Consider the following 22894-nt stretch of genomic DNA (forward strand, 5'->3'; position numbering starts at 1 on the left):
ACGAAGCACCCTGGAAGATTATGTGAACGCCATCTGCGACCGCATTGCGGAATTTGTCGGCAGCATCGGGGGCGCCACCGGCATTGTCGTACTCAGTGACCACCACCGGCTCTCCGTTGAAGCCGCCCGCCTCGTTGATTCGCCCGACACCGTACTTGACGGCGTTGGCGTAAAGACGGCCCGTCGACGTCTGGGCGCCCGACAGGCTTTCGATGATGCCGATCTTAAGAGGCTCGGCATGCAAGGTATGGGTGCCTAAGGCCGCCACGGCCGTGACAGCCATTATTGCAAGACGTTTCATGTTTTTCTCCTCCCACATGAACTACGCGTGCCGCTGCGACCGGGTTTTGGTGCCCGGTGCCCTCCTCGGACACTGGATGGCACTGTATGCAGATAATTTCGGGCTGTAAAGCGATGAGATATGTGATCACACGCTTAGTTAGATTATTTGCGGTCAGGAGGCGGACCGTTGCCTGTCGTGAAGATTGCACGTAAAGCAGCGATGCTTGGCGGCCGGTGGAATGCATTTTCCGATTGCCTGTCGCCGGCGGACGCGAGACCTTTATTTCGACTACCCAGCGAGGTCGTGAGCACTTGAGTACTTTAGAGGTGATAAATAAGAGCCAACGAGCGCTTTCGCCGGTCGATGTGACGACGGTGCAGGAGCGTGTTTACCAAAGCCTCCGGCTCGGCCTTCTGCGTGGTGAGTTTTTGCCCGGTGAACAAGTGTCAATCCGTGGTCTGGCAGAGGTGCTTGGCACTAGCCCGATGCCGGTTCGCGAGGCGGTGGCGCGACTGATTGCGGAGCGCGCGATAGAGCAGTCAGGACCGCGGACGCTACGTGTCACGTCCTATCTGGCCTCGGACCACGAAAGCTATATCCGGATACGCATGCAACTCGAGGGTTATGCTGCCGAACGGGCAGCGAGCGCACCAAAGAACCCGATATTGATCGATGTTCTCAAGCGCCACAACGAGAGCATCTTAGAGGCACTTGTGGTCCGCGATTTCGACGCAGCGCTTGCTGGCAATCAGGCTTTCCACTTCCAACTCTACCGGGCCGGCGGCTACCCACAATTGCTCGACATCATCTCCACACTCTGGCTTCGAACTGGCCCCATCGTGGCATCCGCGCGCAGGGACGAAGCGCTGTTTGAGCGAATTTTCAACATCGGCGTCCGCATCCATGGCGACGTCATTGACGCTGTCGCGCAGCGGGATCGAGCCGCGGCACGCCGGGCGATCAATCTCGACATCCGCTCCTCACACCTGTCGATCAGGCGCTTTTACAAGCGCGTCTTAAGCGGGGCGGAAGAGCCGCAGCCCTGAAGCACGCGCATGCTTTAGCAGCGCAAGGTCATCTTGACCCGGGGCTGTTAAAAGAGGTTGAATCAGCTTGTTCAGCGTTGGTGCATGGATCGGGAGCTGAGCGTCAGCCGATCTTTGAAGGGATACTTATGCTGTGGCTTCTTAGCGCCGGACGGATTTCGGGCGGGCGCAAGCAAGCATTCGGTTGAGGATGGCGCAACCGATGGCGACTTCGGTCTGCTGCACGGGAAACGATCTTGCCCGCAGACGCCGCCCGATGATGGACTTGTATCGACCGATGGCGGTCTCGACCAGCGAGCGCTTGCCGTAATCGTTTGAAGCCTGCCATTTCATTCGGCCGTCTCGGTTGATTTCGCGATATGCTGGTCCCTTTGGCTGGGAGATGTATCGTCGATAGGTTCGACCGCGTTGGCGCGCGGCGGAATGACGATGGTCGCAGCCGCGCTATGATCGATGACTGCATCATAGATTGGCTTTCCATCATAGGCACCGTCGGCAGTAAACTGTCCGATCGGACCGTCAATCTGGTCGAGTAGTGGCGCAACCTGAGAGACATCGCCGGTGTCCTGATCAGTCAGGGTATGCGCAATGATCTCGCCACTATCGGCATCCAACGCCAGATGCAGCTTTCGCCAGCCTCGACGGGATCTGGCGCCATGCTTCTCCTCCAGCCACTGGCCCGCGCCGTAAACCTGAAGACCAGTGCTGTCCACCAGAACATGCAACGGTCCGCCCGGGGAAACCTAATTTTCGGGCCGCTTTCCGGCAGATCGCCATGTCCGCGCCCGACGGCTCAGGGTGGTATGATCGGGGATAGCAAGCGCTAAGCCCATCGATTGCAGCACCGATTCCAACAAGCCTTCTGCCTGGCGCAGCCGCAGGCCAAACACCAGGCCCAGCGTCAAGGCGGTCTCGATCGCCAGATCGGAATAGCGGTGCTGGCCGCCACGGGTCTTGCGTATTGGTGCTTGCCATTTGGACAGGGCTTCCGGTGTCAGCCACAAGGTCAGGCTGCCATGCCGACGAAGTCCTGCTTCATACTGCGGCCAGTTCGTCACCCTGAACGTAAGCGCTGTTTTCCTCCCACCTTCCGGATTGCCGGCTTATCGTTGATGTTGTGCCCGAACAGGGCTTCGACATATGACGATTACAGGGTTTACGCCTAGCACCAAGGCCGATGAGATGGTGCAGCGGTTTGAGGTTTTCACTGGATCAGGTCGCCGCCGCGAATGGAGCGACGAGGAGAAGCTTCAGATTGTTGCCGAAAGTCATAGCGGTGAGATGTCGGTCAGTGCTGTTGCGCGGCGGCACGGTTTGTCGCCTGGTCAGTTGTTCACCTGGCGGCGGCAGTCGCGGAAACCATCGGAGCAGACGTCAACGCCGATGTTCGTGCCAGCGGTGATGGATAAGCCTGCAGAGATGCCTTTGAGACGGCGAAAGACGATGGCTAAGAGCACGCCGCTAGCAGTCGCCATCGAGTTGGAGATTGACGGTGCGCTACTCAGGATCGCATCTGGCACGGACAGCGCGACCATCGCAGCGGTCATCCAAGCTATGAAGGCATCGTCGTGATTGGCCCGTCTGGTGCGGTGAAAGTCATGATCGCCACCAAGCCCGTCGACTTCCGCAAAGGCGCAGAGGGATTGGCCGCATTGGTGAAGGCCGAGATGGGTGCTGATCCGTTCTCCGGCACAATCTATGTGTTCCGGGCCAAGCGAACCGACCGCATCAAACTGATATTCTGGGATGGCAGTGGCGTATGCCTGGTCGCCAAGCGGCTTGAGGATGGCGAGTTCCATTGGCCCCGAATGCAGGACGGCGCGATGCATCTGACGGCCGCGCAATTCTCGGCTTTGTTCGAGGGACTCGATTGGAAACGCGTGCATGCGGTCGGCGGTCGGTATCGGCAAAGAGGGCTCGGCCGATCTTACCGTGTGCTTCCTAACACTGTGGTCCGCGGGCGCGCTTGCGGAGACTGAAGGCCACTGACTCAGCCAGCTCAAGGAGGCTCGGCTGCTTGCGCGCAAGTGCGCAGGTCTAAATCCAAAGGTAATGCTGCTGCAATTGTCCATCTTCAGGCTCTGAGGCCAAATAACGAACATGTCGGCAGCAGTCGCGCGCCGGAATATGCTCGGTCTCGATGAAGGATTTAAGAAATGACACTAATGCGGACAAGACCACTGATGGCGGCGGCGGCGCTTCTCCGGGGGCGCCGGTATCGCCATGGTCACGATTGATCCGGCTGGCGAAACCAGCGACCCGAACGATCGACTGAATCATATTCGGCTTCGGGCTGTCGTACGAGAACATGCACAGCGTGGACGAATTCTGCCGGTTGACGGATATTGAACGGGGCATGGAAGCGTGGAGGCTCTTGCTGCTGAGATCGCCAGCCCGCCATCACGCATGAAACAGGAAAAGCGACATACAGGGAAAGCGATGAGCTATTGTACAGCTGAATGTCGTTTCTTGCGTTCGATCCGGATCGACGTGGATGTATTGACGATCCTCGGTCGTTTCAGCAAAGACGTCGATACGTGATTGATCAATCGTGGTCCAGTTCGATATCCCAACTTCTACTCTTTGAAGCTCAGAAAACTGGTTAAATGTTGACGTATAAAGATCAGTCATAGGGCAATCCAAATCATCAGCGCACAAGGTGTCGAGCGGCTCGCTACCGTGCTAAAATTCACTCAGCGGCATCATGCTTCGGCCCCACGGGCGGCACTTTCCAGTTCCCGCTCAAATTGCATAAAGCCATATGGGGGAACGACCTCCCCTTGCCGATTAGCGATCCGGTCCCAGTTCTCTATGACCTTCTGGGGCGCGTGCTCTCCGCCGCCGATATATGCCCCGTCCGTGAGAGTGATGTTTGCGTGAGCGAAATGGCCGCCTCCTGCGCATAGGATCGAACGGGTTGGTGCATTTTGGTGAACTAGGGCCAGCAAGGCATTGCTTACGTAGGCTGGGGAAAGGCGCTCCAGCGCCTCGGGCGGCAACAGCCCGTCCGTCATTTGCGTTGCCGCCGTTGGGGCAAGGCAATTCACCCGGATATCGTATTTTTCACCCTCCAGTGCCAATGTCTGCATAAGACCCACAAGCGCCATCTTGGCGGCGCCGTAATTGGATTGCCCGAAATTCCCGTAGAGGCCCGACGAAGATGTCGTCATGACCACGCGCCCGTACCGTTGCTGGCGCATGATCTCCCATACGGCTTTTGTGCAGATGACGGCTCCCATAAGATGCACGTCCAGGACCAGGCGGAAATCGTCGAGATCCATCTTCGCGAAAGTCTTATCGCGAAGGATTCCGGCATTGTTGACGAGAATGTCAATCCGCCCCCATTTCGACATTACTCCGTCAACCATCGCGGCGACGCCCGCCTCATCGATTACCGAACCGACGCAAGCAATGGCTTCAGCGCCAGAAGCCCTGAGCTCATCGACGACAGCTTCAGCATTGTCTCTGGCCTTGTCGTTGACCACAACTTTCGCACCAAGCTTGGCCAGCATCATCGCATGGCTGCGTCCTAAACCGTTGCCGCCGCCTGTTACGATTGCGGTACGGCCAGTCAAGTTCATCTCTTTGTTTTCTTCGCTCACGTCCTGATCCTGCACATCACGGGCTGTCTTGCGGCCCTTTTGATATTAGATGGTGATGGGCGTCACGGATTGACTTCGAACAGGCCCGCAGCTCCCATTCCGCCTCCGACACACATGGTGACAACGACGTACTTCGCACCGCGTCGCCGGCCTTCGAGCAATGCGTGGCCGACCAGGCGTGCGCCTGTCATCCCGTAAGGGTGCCCGATGGAAATCCCGCCGCCGTTGACATTGTAGATATTCGGGTCGATGCCCAGTTGGTCGCGGCAATATAGCGCCTGAACCGCAAAAGCTTCGTTGAGCTCCCAAAGGCCCACATCCTGCACCGACAATCCATGTTGTTTCAGGAGCTTGGGAACGGCATGGATGGGTCCAATTCCCATCTCCTCCGGAGGGCAGCCCGCGACAGCCATGCCCCGATAAATACCGAGGGGATCCAGTCCTCGCTTTTCGGCAACCTGCGCATCCATCAGGATGCAGGCGGACGCGCCATCCGAAAGCTGGCTTGCGTTCCCGGCTGTGATGATCCCTCCTCCGATGGCAGGCGCCAGCGCGGAGAGCGACGTAAATGTCGTCTGAGGTCGGTTCCCCTCGTCCCGGTCCAGCGTGACTTCATGCTCCTCGAACTCGCCAGTTTCCCTATTCTTGACTTTTGCGGTGGCATTGATGGGAACGATTTCCTGGTGGAAAAGCCCTGCGGCTTGAGCCTTGGCCGTGCGTTCCTGTGACAGGACGGCATATTGGTCCTGTGCCTCACGGCTGATGCCATATTTTGCCGCAACGAATTCGGCTGTCTTCAGCATCGGCATATAGGCATGTGGGGCATGCGCAACGGCTTTAGGATCCGTCTCATCCTGGACCCATGCAAAATAGCGGTCCTGAACCGCAGAAATATTCTCCTGTCCGCCTGCCGCGACGACGTTCATACCGTCCATCACGATCTGCTTTGCCGCGGTAGCAATCGCCATCAATCCGGATGCGCATTGGCGATCCATGGTCTGGCCGGGAATTGTTTCTGGAAACCCGGCCGCGAAGATGGCGTTGCGCGCGAGGTTCATGCCAGCCGTACCGGCGCTCAGGACCGTGCCTAGAACGAAGTCTTCGATCTCGCCTGCCTCGATCCCCGCGCGATTGGTTGCATGCCGCAGGACATGCGCCGTCAAGGTCGGAGACTTGATCGAATTGAGGCTGCCCCGATAGGCCTTTCCGATGCCGGTTCTGGCGGTGCTGACGATAACAGCTTCTCTCATAGCATTTCCTTGCGTCCCAAGTGAGAGGTCAGATGACGACATTTTCGGCCAAACGACGCAAATCCTCGTCGCTAAAGCCGAGTTCATGAAGAACAGAGGATGTGTCGGCGCCGAGTCTTGGAGGGACAACAGTCGGGCCGATGACCTGTCTGTTCGCCTTGAAGCCGAGCGTTGGCAGATGGATGTCCTCTGGGTGATGCAGCCACTTCATCGCACGGACAAACTCACGAGTCCGCGCGTGATCTTCTGCGAGTACCTCGTCCAGGGACCGCACCTTCGCCGCCGGTACGCCGGCCGCAGCCAGCAGCTTTTCCCACTCGATGGCGGAGCGCGTCTTGAAAATTCCCACCAGTTCGGCGCGAAGCTCCTTGGCGTTGCAGGCACGATTGGCCGCATCGTTCCAACGCCGGTCTTCCAGGATGTCGCCACGGTTCACGGCGATGCACAGGGCATTGAATTGTCGGTCGTTGTTGGCCGCGAGCATCAACAACCCGTCAACGGTCTCAAAAGCACCGGAGGACGGGCTCTGGCTCCAGGCTTCATTGCCGGACGGCACGGGCATCCAGCCGCCCGTCAGATGGCTCGTGAGCAGCGACGCCATGAGGAGCATCGACGTGTCGAGCATGGCAACATCGAGATGGACCGCCTCACCGGTGCGCCGCGTCTCATGCAGGGCGGAGACGATCGCAAACGCGGCGTTCAGTCCTGTTGCATAGTCTATATAGGGAGCCCCGACCTTCTGCGGCCCGGTATCCAGGGTGCCGGTGGTCTTCATGATGCCGCTCATGCCCTGGATGACATGATCGTAAGCCGGGCGAGAACTCATCTCGCCGTCCTGTCCGAAGGCTGAGATGGAGCAGTAGACGATCTTCGGATTGATCTCTCGAACCGTATCGAATGACAGCCCCAGCCGTGAGATCGTGCCGGGACGGAAGTTCTCGATGAAGACATCCGCGTCGGAGATCAGCCGCTTGAGAATTTCCAGACCCTCCGCCGACTTGAGATTCAGTGTGACGGATTTCTTGTTGGCGTTCTGGGTCAGATAGGTCAGGCCCATGCCCTCGGCGTTGAGTTCTGGCAAATGGCCCTTGTCGCGTGACCAGTCGCCGACACCCGGCGGCTCGATCTTCAATACTTCCGCCCCCATGAGAGCCAGTTGATAGGCGGCATAGGGACCGGCGAGGACCTGCGTGAGATCGACAACGCGGGTGCCGGCCAAAGGCTGAAACATCAGGAAACTCCAGGAAGAAGTATGAACACGGCAGGCTGCCTCTATTTGCTCTTGAACAGGACAGGACAGTCGCCGATGCGGTCGGCGATGGATCGAAGCCAATCGGAAGCGGTTCGGCAGTCGCGGAGATATGCGTCGAGAAAGGCGAGCGTAACCTGTTCGACGGCATCGATCTGGGCGGGCACCTGCGTCTGCCGTCCTCCCAATCCGCCAAGGTGATGGTCGCCGTTTTCAAGGACGGCCAGGTATTTATCGCCAGCCGGCGCGAAATCGTAGGGTTCGCATTTCCAGAGCCAGTCCCCGCCCTTTGCGCCGTAGTCCCGGGTCCCCGTGACGTTCAGAAACGGACCGGTCATCCCGTTCCATGAGCCGTCGCGCAAACCTTGTTGGTCGCGGCCCTGGGCGCTGAGCAGGATTGCAGCCGCAAACCTGCTGTCGGCGAAGCGTTGCGCCGGACGTTCCGGCAGGTCGATTTCCGCGCCGGCGACAAGCTGCGCCGTATACGCGCCGAATGAATGACCGGCAATCGCGCAGGGAACGGGATCCGGCAAAGGACCGCAGGTGGCTTCGAGCACTTGAGGGAGAGCAGACATGAGGGCCTTGACGATATCCAGTCGCGCAATCCAACTGAACGGTGCGTGCAGGATTTCAAACATCCGCGCTCTGACCTCGGGCAAATCCGCCCAACCGGACAGATCCTGGTCAAGGTTCAGGCCAAGTTCCGGCTCGCGGGCGACGACAATGTCGATAGCGTCCGGAAAGGTCGGGTGTAGAACAAGGTAACCATGCGCCGCCCAATATGCAGAAACGCCGGTGTATTTACGCCCGCCGGAGCCGAGTCCGTGGCAGAAGACGACAATGCCCTGCACGGGGATGCCTTCGGGCCACCGACAGGTTAGCGGATACGCCAGACCTGGAATGCTGTCGTTTCCTAAAATGTCGCGAGCTTCAAGGATGCGCGCTTTACCCAGCTTGGAACGATATGGCCCGATTGTCATGGTGCCACCCATCGCTTCAACTCATCAGGCAAAGACCTCTCACCCTCGGCAAACAGAAAACAACTTGCAGTACCCCCGCCCGCAATCGAATACGGGGTCGGCATTTCCGCCTGGCATCGCGGCATGGCGCTTGGGCAGCGATTGCGATAAGGGCAGCCGGTAGCCGCGACCCGCGGGGCCTCGACGATCGGGGCCTTCTTGCGTGCCGCGCGCCGCCTTCGCTGCGCTTCCGGATCGAGCAACGGCACTGCGTCGAGAAGCGCCTTAGTGTAGGGATGGGCAGGAGATTTGTAGACCCTTTCCGACGGCCCCTCCTCCACGATATGGCCGAGATACATCACCGCAATGCGGTCCGAGATGTGATGAACCAGCGCCAGGTCGTGAGCAATTAGAAGGTAGGCGATGCCCGATGCCTCGCGCCGTTCGTGGAGCAGGTTGATGATCTGGTTCTGGGTCGAGACATCCAGCGCGCTGACCGGCTCGTCGAGCACGATCAGCTTGGGGTTCAGCGCGAGCGCCGAGGCGATGGCGATCCGCTGTCTCTGTCCGCCTGAGAACTGATGCGGATGTCGCCCAAGATGTTCTTCGGAGAGCGATACCAGCTTCACGAGTTCGATCGCGCGTGCGCGTCGTTCATTGGAACTCAGTGCAGTATGGACCCGTAACGGCTCGGTGAGGATATCCTCCACCGTCATCGACGGATTGAGAGATGAATAAGGATCCTGGAACACCGCCTGAATCTGGTTCCTGATCGCGGACGGATACCGGGTTTTCATCCGAGTGAGTTCGTTGCCGGCGAAGTGGATTGAACCGGACGTTGCAGGCACGAGACCAAGAACCGTGTTGGCGATCGACGATTTGCCTGATCCCGACTCGCCGACGAGACCGAGCGTCTCGCCGGACCGGAGCGACAGGTTGGCCCCTTTGACCGCATGTAAGGGCTTGCGCTTGAGACCAAAATTCGGCCGGCCCCAGTAGGTGACCCAAAGGTCGTCGATCTCGAGAAGCGGCTTGTCGCTCATCGGCTGGCCTCCATCTCCAATTGATCGGCCCGCACACATCGAACCAACCGCTCCGCGCCGGCCAAATTAATACGCTGATCGCAGGCTGCCACTTTGAAATCGCATCGATTGGAGAAACGGCAGCCGGCTGGCCAGGTACCTGGCCGAGGGACGCTTCCGCGAATGGTCGGTAGTGGCGGATTGCGGTCGGATGCATGTGGCATGGCCGAAAGCAGTCCACGGGTATAGGGATGGAGAGGCCGCGAAAAAAGTTCGTCCACCTGGGCCAGTTCGACCACTTCTCCTGCGTACATCACACTGATTCGGTCGCAGATATCAGCGGCGACTGCCAGATCGTGCGTTACGAACAGGATCGCCATGCCGAATTCGGCCTGGAGATCGCGAAAGAGATCCAGGATTTCCTGCTGAACGGTGACGTCCAGCGCTGTCGTCGGCTCATCGGCGATCAGCAGGGATGGATTGCAACTGAGGGCGCGAGCGATCGCGATACGCTGCGCCATCCCGCCCGATAGTTCGTGCGGATAGGCCTTTGCCCTTTCCTCAGGGCGGAGAATGCCGACACGGTGAATCAATTCGATCGCCCGCTTCCAGGCCTCCTTTTCCGAAAACCCCTTCTTGGCGCGCAAGACCTCGGCAATCTGGCTGCCAACTGTGAAAGCCGGATTGAGGCTTGTAGTCGGATCTTGAAAGACCATGGCCACTTCATTGCCGCGTACCTGTTCCATTTGCCGTGGGGTCAGGGAACGCAGATCCCTACCGTTCAAAACGATGGAACCATGGGTTGTTCGACCGCCAGCACCAATCAGATCAAGGATGGAAAGACCCGTCAGCGTCTTTCCGCTGCCCGATTCACCGACAAGGCCAAGCGTCTCACCCTTGACGACACTAAGGGACAGGTCGGTAATCACCGGAACCTCCTCGCCGTCCCCGGAGGAAACCATCACCTGCAGCCCCTCCATGCGCAAGATATCGTCCGCGCGTGATTCAAGCATTGCATTGTCGGCAACGGTTGCGGGCACGGCTGCCTGAAAGCGCACCGCCCGCGTCTCCGGCCTGACCTTGACCGCGACGCCTCTCCCGACCGCGTCGCGGATTACGTCACCGAGAAGATTGACCGACAAGACTGTCGCGATAATCGCGATACCGGGAGGAACAGCAAGAAACCAGTTGAGGTCCATGTAGCTTGCGGCGCTGTTCAGCATCGTTCCCCAGCTGGCGTTTGGGGGTTGGACGCCAAGTCCGATAAAGCTGAGCCCGGCTTCCGAAAGCAGCACGGCCCCGACAGTCAGCGTGATCTGGACGATCAGCGGCGGCGCGATATTGGGGAAGATGTGGCGCAGAAGGATACGCGTGTCGGAAGCACCGACGACGCGCGCGGAGCGCACGTAGATCTCTTCCCGCTCCGCAAGAACGACGCCGCGCGCAAGCCGCAGGAAGGACGTCGAAAACAGGATGCCGAGCGCAATCATCGCCTTATGCAGGCCGGTGCCGAGGATGGCGATGATTACGATCGCGACCATGATGCCCGGAATCGAAACCACGGCTTCGACCAGGCGCATGACGATCCAGTCCCACCAGCCGCCCCTGTAGCCTATGAAGAGACCGAGCGGAACGCCGAGAATAAGTGCGAGCGATGTGGCTTCAGCCGCAGCAATGATGGCGATCCGACAGCCGTAGATCAAACGGCTCAGGACATCGCGGCCAAGATCGTCGGTGCCCAGCCAGTGGGCAGCGGAGGGACCCTGCATGGCGTCCATCAGGTTCTGCTTCAACGGATCGTAAGGTGCGATCAGGTCTGCCGATACCGCCGTCAGAACGAGCAGCGCGAGCACCGAGATCGCGAATACCGTAATCAGCCGCGATGCGCTTACCCGTCGGCGGATGCCGCGTATGGAACCGGAGGAATTATCAATAGATTGGCTGGTCACGATGGGCGCGCCTTGGGGTTGAGCAGACCATAGATGATATCGGTCGCGAGTTGTGCCAGAACAACGAGCTCGACCATGACGAGTACCAGGCCCTGGATCATAGGGATGTCCTGCTGGCGCACCGCCGCGATGGCGAGAGTGCCGAGCCCGTTGATGGCGAAAACCTGTTCGACAATCAGCGCACCGCCGAGAAGGACCGTAATCTGAAACGACAGGACGGCGACGACCGGCACCAGCGCATTGGTCAGCGCGTGACGGAAGATGACCCGGCGGGCCGATAGGCCTTGCGCCCGCGCCGCCCGGATGTAGTCCTGCTGCAATACACCGACCATCGCCGAACGGACTTGGCGAGCGATTGCAGCACTGGAAGCCAGGCCGAGCGCGATAGCCGGCAGCGTGACGCTGCGGAGCCAGTCCCAAGGCGACGCCGAAAACGGCGTGAAGCCGGTCGCCGGAAACCAGCGTAAATTCACGGCGAAGAGGGCGACCAGGATGAGCCCGAACCAGAAGTTCGGAATGGCCTGTCCGATCGTCGCACCGATCGTCGCGAAGCGGTCCACCCAGGAGCGCGGTCTCAGAGCGGCCACAATTCCAGCCGCAACACCGACGACAATCGCGATCGCCGCCGAGACCAGGGTCAGCGACATGGTGACCGGCAGGCGTTGCATGACCGCCTGCGTAACATTGACGCTGTTGAAGAAGGAGGTGCCGAGATCTCCCCGCACCGCCTTCCCAAGCCACATGAAATACCGCTCCACGACAGGCTCGTTCAATCCCAGTCGCTGACGCACCATTTCGTACTGCTCATGCGTGCCGGTCTCGCCAATGATGAGGTCAACGGGATCGCTGGGCAGCAGCGACGTAAATGAAAAAGTCAGCACCGATACGATGAACAACAGAGGAATCAGCGCCAGAAGCCGTTGAATGATGAGGCTGAGCATGGATCATTCAGCCTCAGTTGCTGACCTTCAGGCCGCGGAGGTTGATGGAGTCCTCACCGGAACTGTATTTCACCGTCGGATTATTCGCGATCTTCTCGCTGACGCCGACCAGCAGCGGGGTCGAAGTGATGAAGATGAGGTAGGACTCGTCGGTCAGGATTTTCGCCATCTTCTTGTAGATCGGTGCGCGAGCCTCTATTTCGGGTGACTTCAGTCCCTCTTCCGCAAGCTTGGTGAGTTCGCCGCTCGGCGTCGCCTTGAACGGATTGTAGGTTCCATCCTTCGAAATGTACCGGGCGTAAAGAAACTTCGGATCCGTCACCGTGCCCCAGACGAGGTTTGTCGTCGGAAAGTCCGTGGTGCGGCTGCGGCGAGCAAGCGTGCCGGGCTCGACCGGCTGAATCGTCATGGTGACGCCGATATCCTTGAAAAAGCCGGCAAGTGCTTCAAGACGCGGCTGGTAGACGGGAATGCTTGGCATGGTGAAGTTGAAGCCGTTCGGGTAGCCGGCCTCCGCCAGCAGTGCCCGCGCTTTTTTGGGATCGTATTGGCAATTGCTCTCAAGGCTCTGATCGAAGGCCCAGTCGCCTTTCGCATAGGCCTGACATGCCGATGCCCCCAACCCGAACTGGATTGCCTTGTTGAAGGCCTCGCGATTGATCGCGTAGCTCAGGGCCTTCCGAACCCGCTTGTCGGCCAGCGCTTTGACCTTGCTGCCTTCACGGTCAGAAATGACAAGGTGGTAATTATAACCGCCGTTATTGCGTACCAGCTTGAGGCCAGGCGCCCTGTCGATGATCGCAGCCTGGGGGTTGGCGAGCCAGATACCTGCATCAACCTGCCCCGTCTTGAGAGCGTTGAGACGCGCCGTATCGTCAGGAATTTCCCATATCTCGTAACGGGCTAGCCCCTGCTGCTGCGGATCCCAATATTTCGGGTTCGGAGTGTAGACGCGCACCTCGCCTTCGCGCGACAGTTCCTTGTTGTAGACATAGGGACCAGTCCCGACTGGATTGCGATCCAGCGCCGGATCATCCAGCGCCTTTGGAGCGATCATCATTCCAGCGACGCCGGTGAAGTCGTCGATGATCGAAGGATTAGGCTCTTTGAGCTTGATCATCACGGTAAGATCATCCACCGGCGAGGCTTGCTCGACAGGACCTAGCCCCTCCAGGATACCGATCTTGACACCGCGATTGATGTTGGCAACAACCGCCTTGGCGTCAAAGGGTTCGCCATTGCTGAACGTGACGCCCTTCCGAAGCGTAATCGTGACGCTCAAACCGTCTATCTTATAGTCCGTCGCAAGCAAAGGCACGGCCTTGCCGTCCGAAGTTTTGGCGAACAGCGATTCATAGACCGGACGGAGATACCCAATTCCGCCGCCGCTCTGCCGCTGCGGGTCCATGGTGACCATCTTGACCTGATCTGCGAACTTGAAGACGCCGGCCGGCTTGTCCTGCGCCAATACCGGACCGCCGGAAACGCAGACGCCCAGCGCAAATGATATCGCAAGGGAAATAATGTTTTTCATTTCGGCCCTCCCAGCCTCACGTTCGCGGCGCCTCTTCCTCCACGCCGGCCCAACCTCCAGGCTTCCGCCCGAAGATTGTACTATACATATAGCACTTTATCACTATCGCGGTTTGGATCAATCTAATTCTAAATATCCTGCGAAAATCATCTCGTTGTTTGTGGCACGCGGAAATGGCATATCCGGTGGGGCAACAGGTACGAAGGACGCTGTCATTGCAGACATCAGCCGATCAGAAACAGATATTCAGGAATGATGGCACGCCCTATTACGTTCAGCTGTCGGCGATAATCCGGCGGCAGATCGCTGACGAGACATGGAATGTTGGCGACAAGTTGCCAACGCTCAAACAGTTAGTCGCGACTTTCGGTGTGTCGCCAATGACAGTACGTCATGCTCTGGCTGGGCTGGAGCAAGAAGGTTTCATCAGCCCGGAACGCGGTCGAGGGACCTTTGTCATCGCCAAACCAGAAGCACCAGGCCCCATACCTTACCTACTCACGCGCTCTCCATCTCAACCGGTGCACGGGTTAACGTTCAGGGTCTTGGAATCGCGGCCTGCACAGGACGAAATGCGTATCACCGCCGAAGACGGCCTGTCGTTGGGACCTTACCAATACATGAAGCGGGGGTTCGCCCGAAACGGCCGGCCGTTTATCGTCGGGGAGTATCTGGTTGCGAAACGCGTTCATGAGACGATTCCAGATCGGCTTTGGGCCAGCGAGCTGATCAGTTCGCTGATGTATGATACGAAAGAACTCGGTCTCGCCGGTGTGCGCCAGACCTTCCGGGTCGTATCGTCCATGCCGCAGGAGGCGTCCGAACTGGCCATTCAGGTGCATGATCCCGTAGTACGCGTCCGGCGTATCTTTCAAAACGATCGCCGGGAAGTGCTTTGCCTTGCGCAACTGGTCTATCGCACAGACGGTGTCGTCTTCGATATCAATATCGATGTGGAAGATCGTAACCGCCTGTTCGAACTTGCCGGCATTCCGGAATCCTAAGCCTTCTTGAACCGGGCCATCAGCCCGGGACATCCGTCCCCCCCTTGTTCCAAGCGAGCAAGCGGCGTTCGATGAGGTCCAGTAGGGATGTCAGCGTCATCACCACGAACGCCACAATGAGGATAAGGGCCATGACGCTGGCGACATCGAACTGCCCGCTGAATGTCTGAACCAGCAGTCCCAAGCCACTTTTTGCCGCTATCATTTCGCCGATGACGGCTCCCGCGCTGCAGTAGATCAGCGAGAGCTTCAGGCCCGCCAAAATGCTCGGCAAGGCCCACGGCGCGCGCACGTCGCGAAACAGCCGGAATTCCGAGGCGCCGAACAAGCGGGACATGAGCAGCAGATCGCGATCGACGTTCTTGAGCCCGCCTAACGTGCTCAACAGCATGATGAAATAGCCGAGCGAAAAGGCAAGAACGACCTTTGATGCCATCCCTATCCCGAACCAGAGAATGAAAAGCGGTCCGAGCGCAATGCGCGGCATGCTGTTGAAAGCGGTCAGGAAGGGAGACAGCACCCGGTTGACCATGTCGTGCCGGTCGAGGAAAAGTGCCGACGCGACGCCCAGCACCACAGAAAGCGCGAATGCAATCAGGATCTCCGCGAGCGTCGTGCCCAAATGCAGCAGCAGTTCTCCCCCTATGAGTAGGTCCCAGAGCGAGACGGCGATCGCAGCCGGCGAGGAAACAAAGGCCGGATTTGCCCATCCGATTGCGACGGCTCCCTCCCAGATCGCGATGAAGACCATGAGCAGCGCCGCTCGCGCCGCATGCACCTTCCAAGGCGATTCACCGGGCGCTGGGGCTGCCGAACCGAGACCTGCCTCCGTACTAACCGCATCCGTCATACCGTACTCGCTTTCAAGGACGCCCAGGTGCGGCGATAGAGGTCGTGATATTGTTCATCGGCCTGCAAGGCATCTGCTGAACGGGGGCGCGGAAGATCGATCGGAATCTCGTCCACAACGCCGCTCCCTTTCTTGGACATGACGATGATCCGGTCTGCGAGCGTGATCGCTTCGCCTATGTCGTGGGTCACGAAAACAACCGTCGCGCCGCTGCTGTCCCAAAGGTCAAGCAACAGATCGTGCAACAGAAGCTTCGTCTGCGAGTCCAGGGCACTGAAAGGCTCGTCCATCAGGTATATTCCCCGACCGACTGCAAAAGCCCGTGCAAGAGAAGTTCGTTGGCGCATGCCCTGCGAGAGCTTTGACGGATAGAAGTTCCGGTAATTCCCCAGCCCGACCTTTTCGACATAATGTGCGGCTATGGAAGCGCGCTCCCCGCGTCTTACGCCGGATACTTCAAGGCCATACTCGACGTTCTGGATGACCGTGCGCCATGGTAGCAGAGCATCACGGGCGAGAATGTAGCAGACGTCACCGCGGCCGGCCGCTGGTGCCGTGCCGCTCAGCGTGGCGCTGCCTTCGGCAATCGGCACGAGGCCGGCGATCACATTGAGCAGCGTGGTCTTGCCGCAGCCGCTCGCGCCGACCAAGGCTACGAACTCGCCGTGCCGTATATCGAGATTGACGCCCTGCAGCGCCGGGCGGGTGCCGCCGAAGCGCACGCCGAGGTCGCGTATCGCAATCTCTGCAGGGGGAACAGCGGGCTCGTTCATACTGTCAGCTTTTGGCACGGCCGCTAGTTTACCGAGCACAGGAAAGGGCCTCCGGTCCGGCCACCGCGGCGATCACTTCCGAGCGCTTCCTGGGTGATTTAATCTGTTTTTGCTCCAGAAGAAGGGAGGACCACGAGTCGATTGTGCGGCTTGTGATGTCAGGGCCGTAGATTGGCAAAAGCCGCATAGCCATGGCCTTGTATTGATCCTCCGAAAGATCCGGAACGGGGACGTTCCTCTTCAAAAGCGCGACGACCTGCTCGAAATTGGCCGGCTTGTTATACCAGCAAAAAGCGTCCTGCATTGCTCCGACAAAGCGCGAAACGATTTCGGGGTTACCTTGGATCGTCGATGTCGAAGCCCACCATCCATTGTAGCCGAGGTCCCGGAAAAACGCCGGCCCCTGGTTTTGTGCAAGATCGATGGCGACTGTTCCTTCTTCCTTGGCGGCAACGATCGAAGGAAGCGGTTCAACGCTGAGATAGGTGTCGACGATACCTCGCTGGAGCGCAGGGCGCGCCGTATTCGGCAGGCCTACCGCAAGGAATGTTACGTCATTGGCTTTGTATCCCGCATCTGTGAGGAGCTTCTGCGATATGTACTGTATGGACACTCCTAGTGCCAGCACACCCCAGTTCAGGCCTTTCAGATCTTGAATGACGGCTGGGTATCCATCCTTCATATGCGGCATGGCGACGCCCTTGCGGACGATGAAGCCAAACGGCATTTTCATAGTCGAGCCGACGACACCGCGAACCGGAAGACCATTTTCCACGGCGACTATGAGGTTGTCCCAGGAATTGTTGACGAATGTAACGCTGCCGCTTGCCACCGCGGAGGTCATCGCCGGACCGGTCGCGATTGGGACGAGCTCGACGTTCAGGCCGCGTTTTTCAAAGAATTTCTGTTCCTTGGCAACGAAGGCCGGCAGCGAGACAAGCGCGCCGGGATAGAAACCCACAGACGCATCCAGCGTGTTCTGAGCAGTTGCTGGTTTCGTATTGCCCCCGGCCGCAATTATCACCGCGCCGAGGACCATGCCTAGACGGTTTATCGATTTCCACATTTCGCCCTCCCGAGTTCGGTTATTCCATCGGTCGCGCGCCATTCCTCAAGGCGCGTCGGCCGGAATTCCTTAGACGACGCCGAAGCAAGGTTCAGGAAGCCCGCGGGCATTCGCCCCATGAATCGCTAGAATCGTTCCTGCAAGTGGCTGGCTCCGTCGTTGGCTTTCGTCGAGAAAGCGAGTGGCCGAGGCCACAAAAAGCACGTCAAGATCCGGTCCGCCAAAAGCGCATATCGTCGGGTCGGAGACCGGCAGTTCAATACGGCGCATCAATTTTCCATCGGGGTCGAACTGCCCAACGGCGCCCCCTCGGAAAAGTGCGGCCCAATAACAGCCGTTGCTATCCACGGTCGCGCCATCGATCCCTCCCTCATCGCGAGAAAGCGAGATGAACTCCCGTTCATTGTCAATTTCTCCGCTCGACAGGTCGAAGTCGTAGCGCCATACCTTGCCGACAAACGTATCGGCCAGGTACAGAAACGCATCATCTGGGCTCCAAGCAATGCCGTTCCCGGCGATCAGCTCGTCGCGCATGAGTTGAGGCACTTCTCTCTCCGTCAAGCGCCACAACGCGCCCGAAGGGGTCTTGTGGTCGGTATTGACGGAAGCGCACCAGAACCGCCCGGCCCGGTCGCATTTTCCATCATTCAGCCTGTTGGTCGCCGGCCTGTCCTGCTCCGCTTCGCAAAGGAGCTTGGCCTGCGTGTTCTCAGGGCCCAGGTGATAAAATCCTCCCCTGATCCCACTGACTAACCCACCTCTTCCATGTTTGGCAACCGAGCCGATCGGGCGCCCATGGATTGCGCTTGCGTAATCTGTGCGCGCCAGGTCGTTTGTCAGCGTATCCAGGGAAAAGCAGCATGACCGCCAGGCGTCGATCCAGACAAGGCGCTGGGCTGCCGGATCCCAGAACAGGGACTCGGCGAGATCGTATACGTCCGTCGTCAAGGAAATGATGTCCACGGCCAAGCCCGAATTAGATGTGATCACTACTATATGGCTTGATTATCTCGGCAGTCAATTGCTAAATGGCCGATATGAGAAAGCCTGCTTCAACCATCAACTTTCTGTCGTCCCGGGTACTGCGCCTGTCCAACACGCTTGGTCTTTATGCAAGCCGACGATACCGCGACGAGTTTGGCATTACGTTGCCGGAATGGCGGGTCCTGTCAGTTGTTGCGTCCAGCGAACCGACGACAGCGCGCGAGATCAGCCGTAACTTGGCTACAGACAAAGGCTGGGTCGGACTTTCAGCTGAAAGTTTGCGAAAAAGAGGGCTGGTGAACGGTTGTCCCGACAAGAATGATGGGCGCCGCATACTGCTGACTTTGACCGATGACGGCAGGAACTTGCATTCGGCAATTCTTGCTGTCGCGCAAGAAAGGCAGGATAGACTGGCAACGCGCCTGACCAAGGAAGAGTTCGAGACATTGTATCGATGTCTTGATCGCCTCCAGATCGAGGCGGACGCGATGCTGGAGGAGACCTCGCGCCTCGAATGACCCCCAGCCCATGGCCGATCTCGCCGGTTAAATCGCTTAACTATCTTTTCTACTCGACGATTTCACCGCCAGAATCTGCCGAAGACGAGCATCGCGGTCTTCGACCAGCATTCGCACAGAGATACCCGCATAAGCGTTTTCCACTGCTCCGGTGACGCGAGCCTGCAGACCGGCGTCAGGCGACATATTACCTAGATCATTCCAAAGCCTTTCCTGCATCGGCGCAAACATATCCCAGAACCCTTGCATGCCTTTGTCTCCGCCGGCAAGGTGATAGGTAAGGAACGGGCCCATCAACGCCCAACGTGGACCAGGTCCCTCGGTCACAGCACGATCGATATCCTCGGCTGACGCTATACCGCTTTCGAGCAGATAGATTGCTTCGCGAAAGATTGCGGCTTGCAGGCGATTGGCGATATGCCCGTAAATCTCCGTTTGAAGCCGGACAGGTATTTTGCCCAGACGAGTGTACAAGCGTTCGGCTTGAGCCAAAGCTGCATCCTCTGTCAGCGCACCTCCGGCCAATTCAACCAGCGGCACCAGATGCGGCGGATTAAATGGATGGCCAAGCACCACCCGTTCTGGATGCGCACATTTAGTTTGCATATTGGTCACCGAAATTGCCGAAGAACTCGATGCGATGACGACATCTTGAGCCGTCGCGGCGTCAATGCGCTGCATCAGTTCAATCTTCGCATCGAGACGCTCGATAGCATTTTCCTGGACGAATTCCGTTCCCTCGCATGCGGCATCGAGGTCGGTCGTGAAACGAAGCTTTCCGCGCTTGCCAATCGCAAGCACCGACTCAGGAAGAGACCGCCAACACCGCTCCACGGCATCGATGAGCTCGGCCTCAGCGCCTTCTCGGATATCGGTGGCTGCCACATCCAGCCCGTGGGCCAAGAAAAGGCAGGCCCAGCTTGAACCGATGGCCCCAGTACCGACTACGGTGACCTTTCTGATCTCTTCCGTTTCCAAAGGCGGTTCTCCGGTTACAGGGGAAGGGAACGCAGGGCGGGCCACGCCATGCGTCGGGATAATGCTGCGCATTCCAGTCAGGGCTGGACCATCAGGCTCTGCGGAGCTTCACCCGTCTGCATCCAGCTCTCCAGTGCGCCGAGTGGATCCAGGTTGGCCTGGCTGATCCCACCGGGGCCGGGCGCGATGCCGCAGTGGTCGAGGCCGGGAATCATGTAGAGCCGCACGTTCTGGGCCAGCGCTTCTGCACCGCCGGCGGCCTTTTCGGCCGCCTCATGCCAGGCGACAGTCGTATACGGTGATACGATCGCGTCGGCCCAACCATGCCAGACAATCATCTTACCGCCTGCCGCGCGGAAAGCAGAAATGTCGGGATCATCGGCGTTGTACATTTTCGCTGCGGCCGCCATCCGGGGTGGATCCTTGTCGAAATCGAATTCCGTCGCCTTGTAAGCCGAACCCGGATCTTGCGGATATGCCATGTAAGAACCGAAGGACTGCGCGAACAGCGGGTTCAGACCTGGCGCGCCGGCCTCGTTGCCGGTGAGCCATGTGCGCCAGAACGGCTCGGAGCCTTCCGGGATGCCACCTATGAACAGCTTCTTGCCGGAGGAGTCGATCGGCGACTTGCGCCATTTCTCGACGACGGTGCGTTCCTCTGCTGTGATGCACGCCTTGGCCTCGGCACCAGCATTGCAGGCGATTGTGGACAGATCCACGGAGCACTGCCGCGGGTCCGCGATCACCTTGTCTTCGCGACCGTCGGCTCCGTCGCACTGGCGCATGACCTCCGCACCGATCAAATCGACCTTGTCGGCCTTGAGGATCTGTTTTCCATCGGGGCCGGTATTGGCCTTCACCTGCCAGGCAAGGCCGGCACCGGCAAGTCCTGTCTCGTTCAGTGCCGGAGCGCCGGAAATGATGCCTTGGAACATCTTCGGATATCGTAAAGCCGCCATGTTAGCCATGCGTCCCCCGGTGGAGCAACCCTGGAAGATCGACTGATCCGAGGATTTGCCGTAAAAGGCCTCGATCATCACCTGAGCTACACGATTGGTTTCGCCGATGGAGCGCCAGCCCCAGTCGCGCTCGGCATTCACATTGCCGTCGGCCCAATCGGCGTCGACGGAGGTTTGCCCGTGATGGCCGCTGTCGGTGGTGGCACTAGCATAACCTCTTTGCAGCCCTGGCTTCACCGCGTTGACAAAGCCGCTGCGACCGCCGAGATTCCCACAAAAGCCGCCGCAGCCAACTTGATAGTAGCGACCGTTCCAGCCATCGAGGGGCAGACGCACTTCAATGGAAATGGTAGGAAGGGCCATTGCACGCACCTCGCAATAGGCGGGCATCTCGCCCCCGGTGTCGATGATGCGCGCGGAGGTAACATAACCTGCGTCAAACACCGTATCTCGAAGTGCCGTGCATTTCCCGTTAGGCCGCTCCTGCGCTAGCACCGGAACGCCAATCATGGCACCGGCGCCAATCAGGCCCAACATCGTGCATTTCAGAACTCGAGGCTGCATATTGTTTCTCCTCTCCGGTTGGCCCGAGCGCGGGACCGATCCTCCTCCGTCGCCGCGTTCCGGGGTTTGCATTGCATTTTCGTTGCGAATCTCCTGCGCGGCATCGATCTGCTTCGCTGCTTCAAACCCAGGTATTGTATAGTCGTGATGTCGGTCGTTTCGATGCTCCTTCCGGATCATCGGATCAGAATTTCACTTGATCGCCGCCCTTTAGCGCCAGCATGCCGCGCTTCAGAAGGCGTCGCGATTTCCAGTCCAAGCCCGTCCAGCGCCTTGCGAATCCGGCGGACCTGCGCTGCGTTGGACTCAGCAAGCTCGCCGGGGCCATCCCAAAGCGAATCCTCCAACCCCACACGTACATTGCCACCCATTGCGGCTGCCATCGTAGTGATTGGCAGTTGATCGCGCCCGGCTCCCCGCACCGACCAGACGTAGTCGCTGCCGAACAAACGGTTGGCGGAAAACCATAAACAGCAGGAGGCCGTAGGTCACACCGTTCAGGGTGGAGATGATCGCAAATTCCATGGGGTTTCCCAGGTAATATCAGCAGGGATAGTCCGACCGACGACTGGCGCTGGCCGAAGCCCAGGCACGCCAGGATTACCCTTGGGGGCGCTCCATCAGGCAGCTGTCCTGCACCGGATAGATCGCCTGGTCTCCGGCAATGACCTTGACGGTTTCGAAGCCCATATCTGTGCCGTCGGCCGGATATCTCGGATTTTTCACGACCTTCGAGACCACCACCGGCCGGATCGTCTGGTGATCTTCCTTGCGGACCGAAATCGGACCGAGAGGTGTTTCATAGGCCGTATTCTCAAGTGCCAGCGCGATTTTTGTCACATTGATGTCGCCACCGCCAAAATTGCTGGTTCCCAGCGCCTGCTGAAGCGCGCCGAGGGCGAAGGCGGAATGCCCCTCAACGAAGATCGGATAGTGACCTGTCGCCTTTTAACGTCGAGCCCTGCATCGCCCACGGCCTTCATCAGCAAGAGCAGGTCATTCGACCAGTTGCCGGTAAACACGGTGTCGGGCGCTGCCGACTTGATCCGCGCGACGAAGGGCGCGAAGTCCTGGATCTTGTTGACGTCATGCAGCACTTCATCGACGACCTTGTAGCCGCCAGCGTCTGCGGCTGCAGCAGCCGCTGCCTGCATGTCCTGTCCCCAGGAATAGTTCTGATTGATCGAGTAAACCTTCGTGCCCAGTTCACCCGCCTCTTTCATCGCGCTGACCATTGCATTCACCCGCATCGGCGCGGTTGCCGTGTAGCGAAAATGGTAGAACTGGCACTTCTGGCCCGTAAGCTCCATCGCATCGCCGCCCAGGTTGATGAAAATCACCTCTTGGCCTGGGTTGCGCAGAT

General features: G+C 58.9%; 23 protein-coding genes and 3 pseudogenes. 5 read left to right on the forward strand and 21 right to left on the reverse strand.

The annotated features are described in order from the left end of the window. Positions 1-283, reverse strand: a 283-nt coding sequence (locus HFC70_RS25790) for an ABC transporter substrate-binding protein (RefSeq protein WP_368669823.1), incomplete at its 3' end; no start/stop codon positions are given. A 311-nt stretch (positions 284-594) separates the two neighbouring features. Between HFC70_RS25790 and HFC70_RS25795 the strand changes: the two genes are divergently transcribed. Continuing rightward, complete coding sequence (locus tag HFC70_RS25795) at positions 595-1329, forward strand: GntR family transcriptional regulator (protein ID WP_168476190.1); 735 nt, start codon at positions 595-597, stop codon at positions 1327-1329. 141 nt (positions 1330-1470) lie between these two features. Here the strand turns inward: HFC70_RS25795 and HFC70_RS25800 are convergent. Further along, a pseudogene (locus HFC70_RS25800) lies at positions 1471-2387 on the reverse strand (IS5 family transposase). 82 nt (positions 2388-2469) lie between these two features. Here HFC70_RS25800 and HFC70_RS25805 point away from each other — a divergent pair. Together HFC70_RS25805 and tnpB are read left to right on the forward strand one after the other, a co-directional pair. Then, a complete protein-coding gene (locus tag HFC70_RS25805; protein ID WP_168476191.1) occupies positions 2470-2901 on the forward strand; it encodes a transposase in 432 nt (143 codons plus the stop codon). After that, a pseudogene (gene tnpB, locus HFC70_RS25810) lies at positions 2898-3212 on the forward strand (IS66 family insertion sequence element accessory protein TnpB); the annotation flags it as partial. The gene HFC70_RS25805 and the pseudogene tnpB, both read left to right, overlap by 4 nt. 154 nt (positions 3213-3366) lie before the next feature. Here tnpB and HFC70_RS25815 read toward each other — a convergent pair. From HFC70_RS25815 to HFC70_RS25860, 10 genes are all read right to left on the reverse strand, one after another. Next, positions 3367-3609, reverse strand: a complete 243-nt coding sequence (locus HFC70_RS25815; protein ID WP_168476193.1) for a hypothetical protein — start codon at positions 3607-3609, stop codon at positions 3367-3369. A 120-nt stretch (positions 3610-3729) separates the two neighbouring features. Then, positions 3730-3960, reverse strand: coding sequence for a MaoC/PaaZ C-terminal domain-containing protein (locus HFC70_RS25820; RefSeq protein WP_168476194.1), 231 nt, complete (start codon positions 3958-3960; stop codon positions 3730-3732). A 71-nt stretch (positions 3961-4031) separates the two neighbouring features. Then, positions 4032-4931 (reverse strand): SDR family NAD(P)-dependent oxidoreductase, encoded by a 900-nt coding sequence (locus HFC70_RS25825; protein WP_368669822.1) that lies wholly within the window; start codon positions 4929-4931, stop codon positions 4032-4034. A gap of 62 nt (positions 4932-4993) precedes the next feature. Beyond that, positions 4994-6181 (reverse strand): acetyl-CoA C-acyltransferase, encoded by a 1188-nt coding sequence (locus HFC70_RS25830; RefSeq protein ID WP_168476195.1) that lies wholly within the window; start codon positions 6179-6181, stop codon positions 4994-4996. A gap of 28 nt (positions 6182-6209) precedes the next feature. Further along, positions 6210-7400: a CaiB/BaiF CoA-transferase family protein gene (locus HFC70_RS25835; RefSeq protein ID WP_246735958.1), complete on the reverse strand. Its 1191-nt coding sequence runs from the start codon at positions 7398-7400 to the stop codon at positions 6210-6212. A gap of 53 nt (positions 7401-7453) precedes the next feature. Continuing rightward, positions 7454-8422: a hypothetical protein gene (locus HFC70_RS25840; RefSeq protein ID WP_168476196.1), complete on the reverse strand. Its 969-nt coding sequence runs from the start codon at positions 8420-8422 to the stop codon at positions 7454-7456. Continuing rightward, the gene (locus HFC70_RS25845; protein WP_168476197.1) at positions 8407-9432 is read right to left on the reverse strand and encodes an ABC transporter ATP-binding protein; all 1026 of its coding nucleotides are present in this window, start codon (positions 9430-9432) and stop codon (positions 8407-8409) included. The genes HFC70_RS25840 and HFC70_RS25845 overlap by 16 nt, the downstream gene beginning before the upstream one ends. Continuing rightward, a complete protein-coding gene (locus HFC70_RS25850; RefSeq protein WP_368669824.1) occupies positions 9429-11189 on the reverse strand; it encodes a dipeptide/oligopeptide/nickel ABC transporter permease/ATP-binding protein in 1761 nt (586 codons plus the stop codon). The genes HFC70_RS25845 and HFC70_RS25850 overlap by 4 nt, the downstream gene beginning before the upstream one ends. A 167-nt stretch (positions 11190-11356) precedes the next feature. Next, positions 11357-12301 carry an ABC transporter permease gene (locus HFC70_RS25855; protein WP_168476199.1) on the reverse strand — a complete coding sequence of 315 codons (945 nt, stop codon included), beginning with the start codon at positions 12299-12301 and terminating at the stop codon, positions 11357-11359. Between the two features lie 13 nt (positions 12302-12314). Beyond that, a complete protein-coding gene (locus HFC70_RS25860) occupies positions 12315-13769 on the reverse strand; it encodes an ABC transporter substrate-binding protein (RefSeq protein ID WP_168476200.1) in 1455 nt (484 codons plus the stop codon). Positions 13770-14050: 281 nt separating this feature from the next. Here HFC70_RS25860 and HFC70_RS25865 point away from each other — a divergent pair, with 281 nt between their 5' ends. Further along, a complete protein-coding gene (locus tag HFC70_RS25865) occupies positions 14051-14839 on the forward strand; it encodes a GntR family transcriptional regulator (RefSeq protein WP_168476201.1) in 789 nt (262 codons plus the stop codon). 19 nt (positions 14840-14858) lie between these two features. Here the strand turns inward: HFC70_RS25865 and HFC70_RS25870 are convergent, their stop codons facing one another. From HFC70_RS25870 to HFC70_RS25885, 4 genes are all read right to left on the reverse strand, one after another. After that, positions 14859-15689, reverse strand: coding sequence for an ABC transporter permease (locus HFC70_RS25870; RefSeq protein WP_168476202.1), 831 nt, complete (start codon positions 15687-15689; stop codon positions 14859-14861). Next, positions 15686-16462, reverse strand: coding sequence for an ABC transporter ATP-binding protein (locus tag HFC70_RS25875; protein WP_168476203.1), 777 nt, complete (start codon positions 16460-16462; stop codon positions 15686-15688). Before HFC70_RS25875 ends, HFC70_RS25870 begins: the two co-directional genes overlap by 4 nt. Positions 16463-16490: 28 nt before the next feature. Continuing rightward, positions 16491-17528, reverse strand: coding sequence for an ABC transporter substrate-binding protein (locus HFC70_RS25880; protein ID WP_168476204.1), 1038 nt, complete (start codon positions 17526-17528; stop codon positions 16491-16493). 69 nt (positions 17529-17597) lie between these two features. Next, positions 17598-18491 carry an SMP-30/gluconolactonase/LRE family protein gene (locus HFC70_RS25885; RefSeq protein ID WP_168476205.1) on the reverse strand — a complete coding sequence of 298 codons (894 nt, stop codon included), beginning with the start codon at positions 18489-18491 and terminating at the stop codon, positions 17598-17600. Between the two features lie 65 nt (positions 18492-18556). Between HFC70_RS25885 and HFC70_RS25890 the strand changes: the two genes are divergently transcribed. Beyond that, positions 18557-19030, forward strand: coding sequence for a MarR family winged helix-turn-helix transcriptional regulator (locus HFC70_RS25890; protein WP_168476206.1), 474 nt, complete (start codon positions 18557-18559; stop codon positions 19028-19030). Between the two features lie 36 nt (positions 19031-19066). On the opposite strand, the gene HFC70_RS25895 is transcribed toward HFC70_RS25890, so the two are convergent. From HFC70_RS25895 to HFC70_RS25915, 5 genes and pseudogenes are all read right to left on the reverse strand, one after another. After that, positions 19067-20008 (reverse strand): 3-hydroxyacyl-CoA dehydrogenase NAD-binding domain-containing protein, encoded by a 942-nt coding sequence (locus HFC70_RS25895; RefSeq protein ID WP_168476207.1) that lies wholly within the window; start codon positions 20006-20008, stop codon positions 19067-19069. A gap of 77 nt (positions 20009-20085) precedes the next feature. Further along, entirely contained in the window at positions 20086-21711 is a 1626-nt protein-coding gene (locus HFC70_RS25900; RefSeq protein ID WP_210259455.1) for a tannase/feruloyl esterase family alpha/beta hydrolase, read from the reverse strand. 4 nt (positions 21712-21715) lie between these two features. Next, positions 21716-21992 (reverse strand): annotated as a pseudogene (locus HFC70_RS25905) (3-keto-5-aminohexanoate cleavage protein); the annotation flags it as partial. A 139-nt stretch (positions 21993-22131) separates the two neighbouring features. Next, on the reverse strand, positions 22132-22371 hold the full coding sequence (locus HFC70_RS25910) for a hypothetical protein (protein ID WP_168476208.1): 240 nt from the start codon (positions 22369-22371) through the stop codon (positions 22132-22134). After that, on the reverse strand, positions 22368-22894 hold a 527-nt coding region (locus tag HFC70_RS25915), incomplete at its 5' end, for an ABC transporter substrate-binding protein (protein WP_168476209.1). The genes HFC70_RS25910 and HFC70_RS25915, both read right to left, overlap by 4 nt.

It is taken from the genome of Agrobacterium sp. a22-2 (assembly GCF_012276985.1).
GTDB lineage: Bacteria > Pseudomonadota > Alphaproteobacteria > Rhizobiales > Rhizobiaceae > Allorhizobium.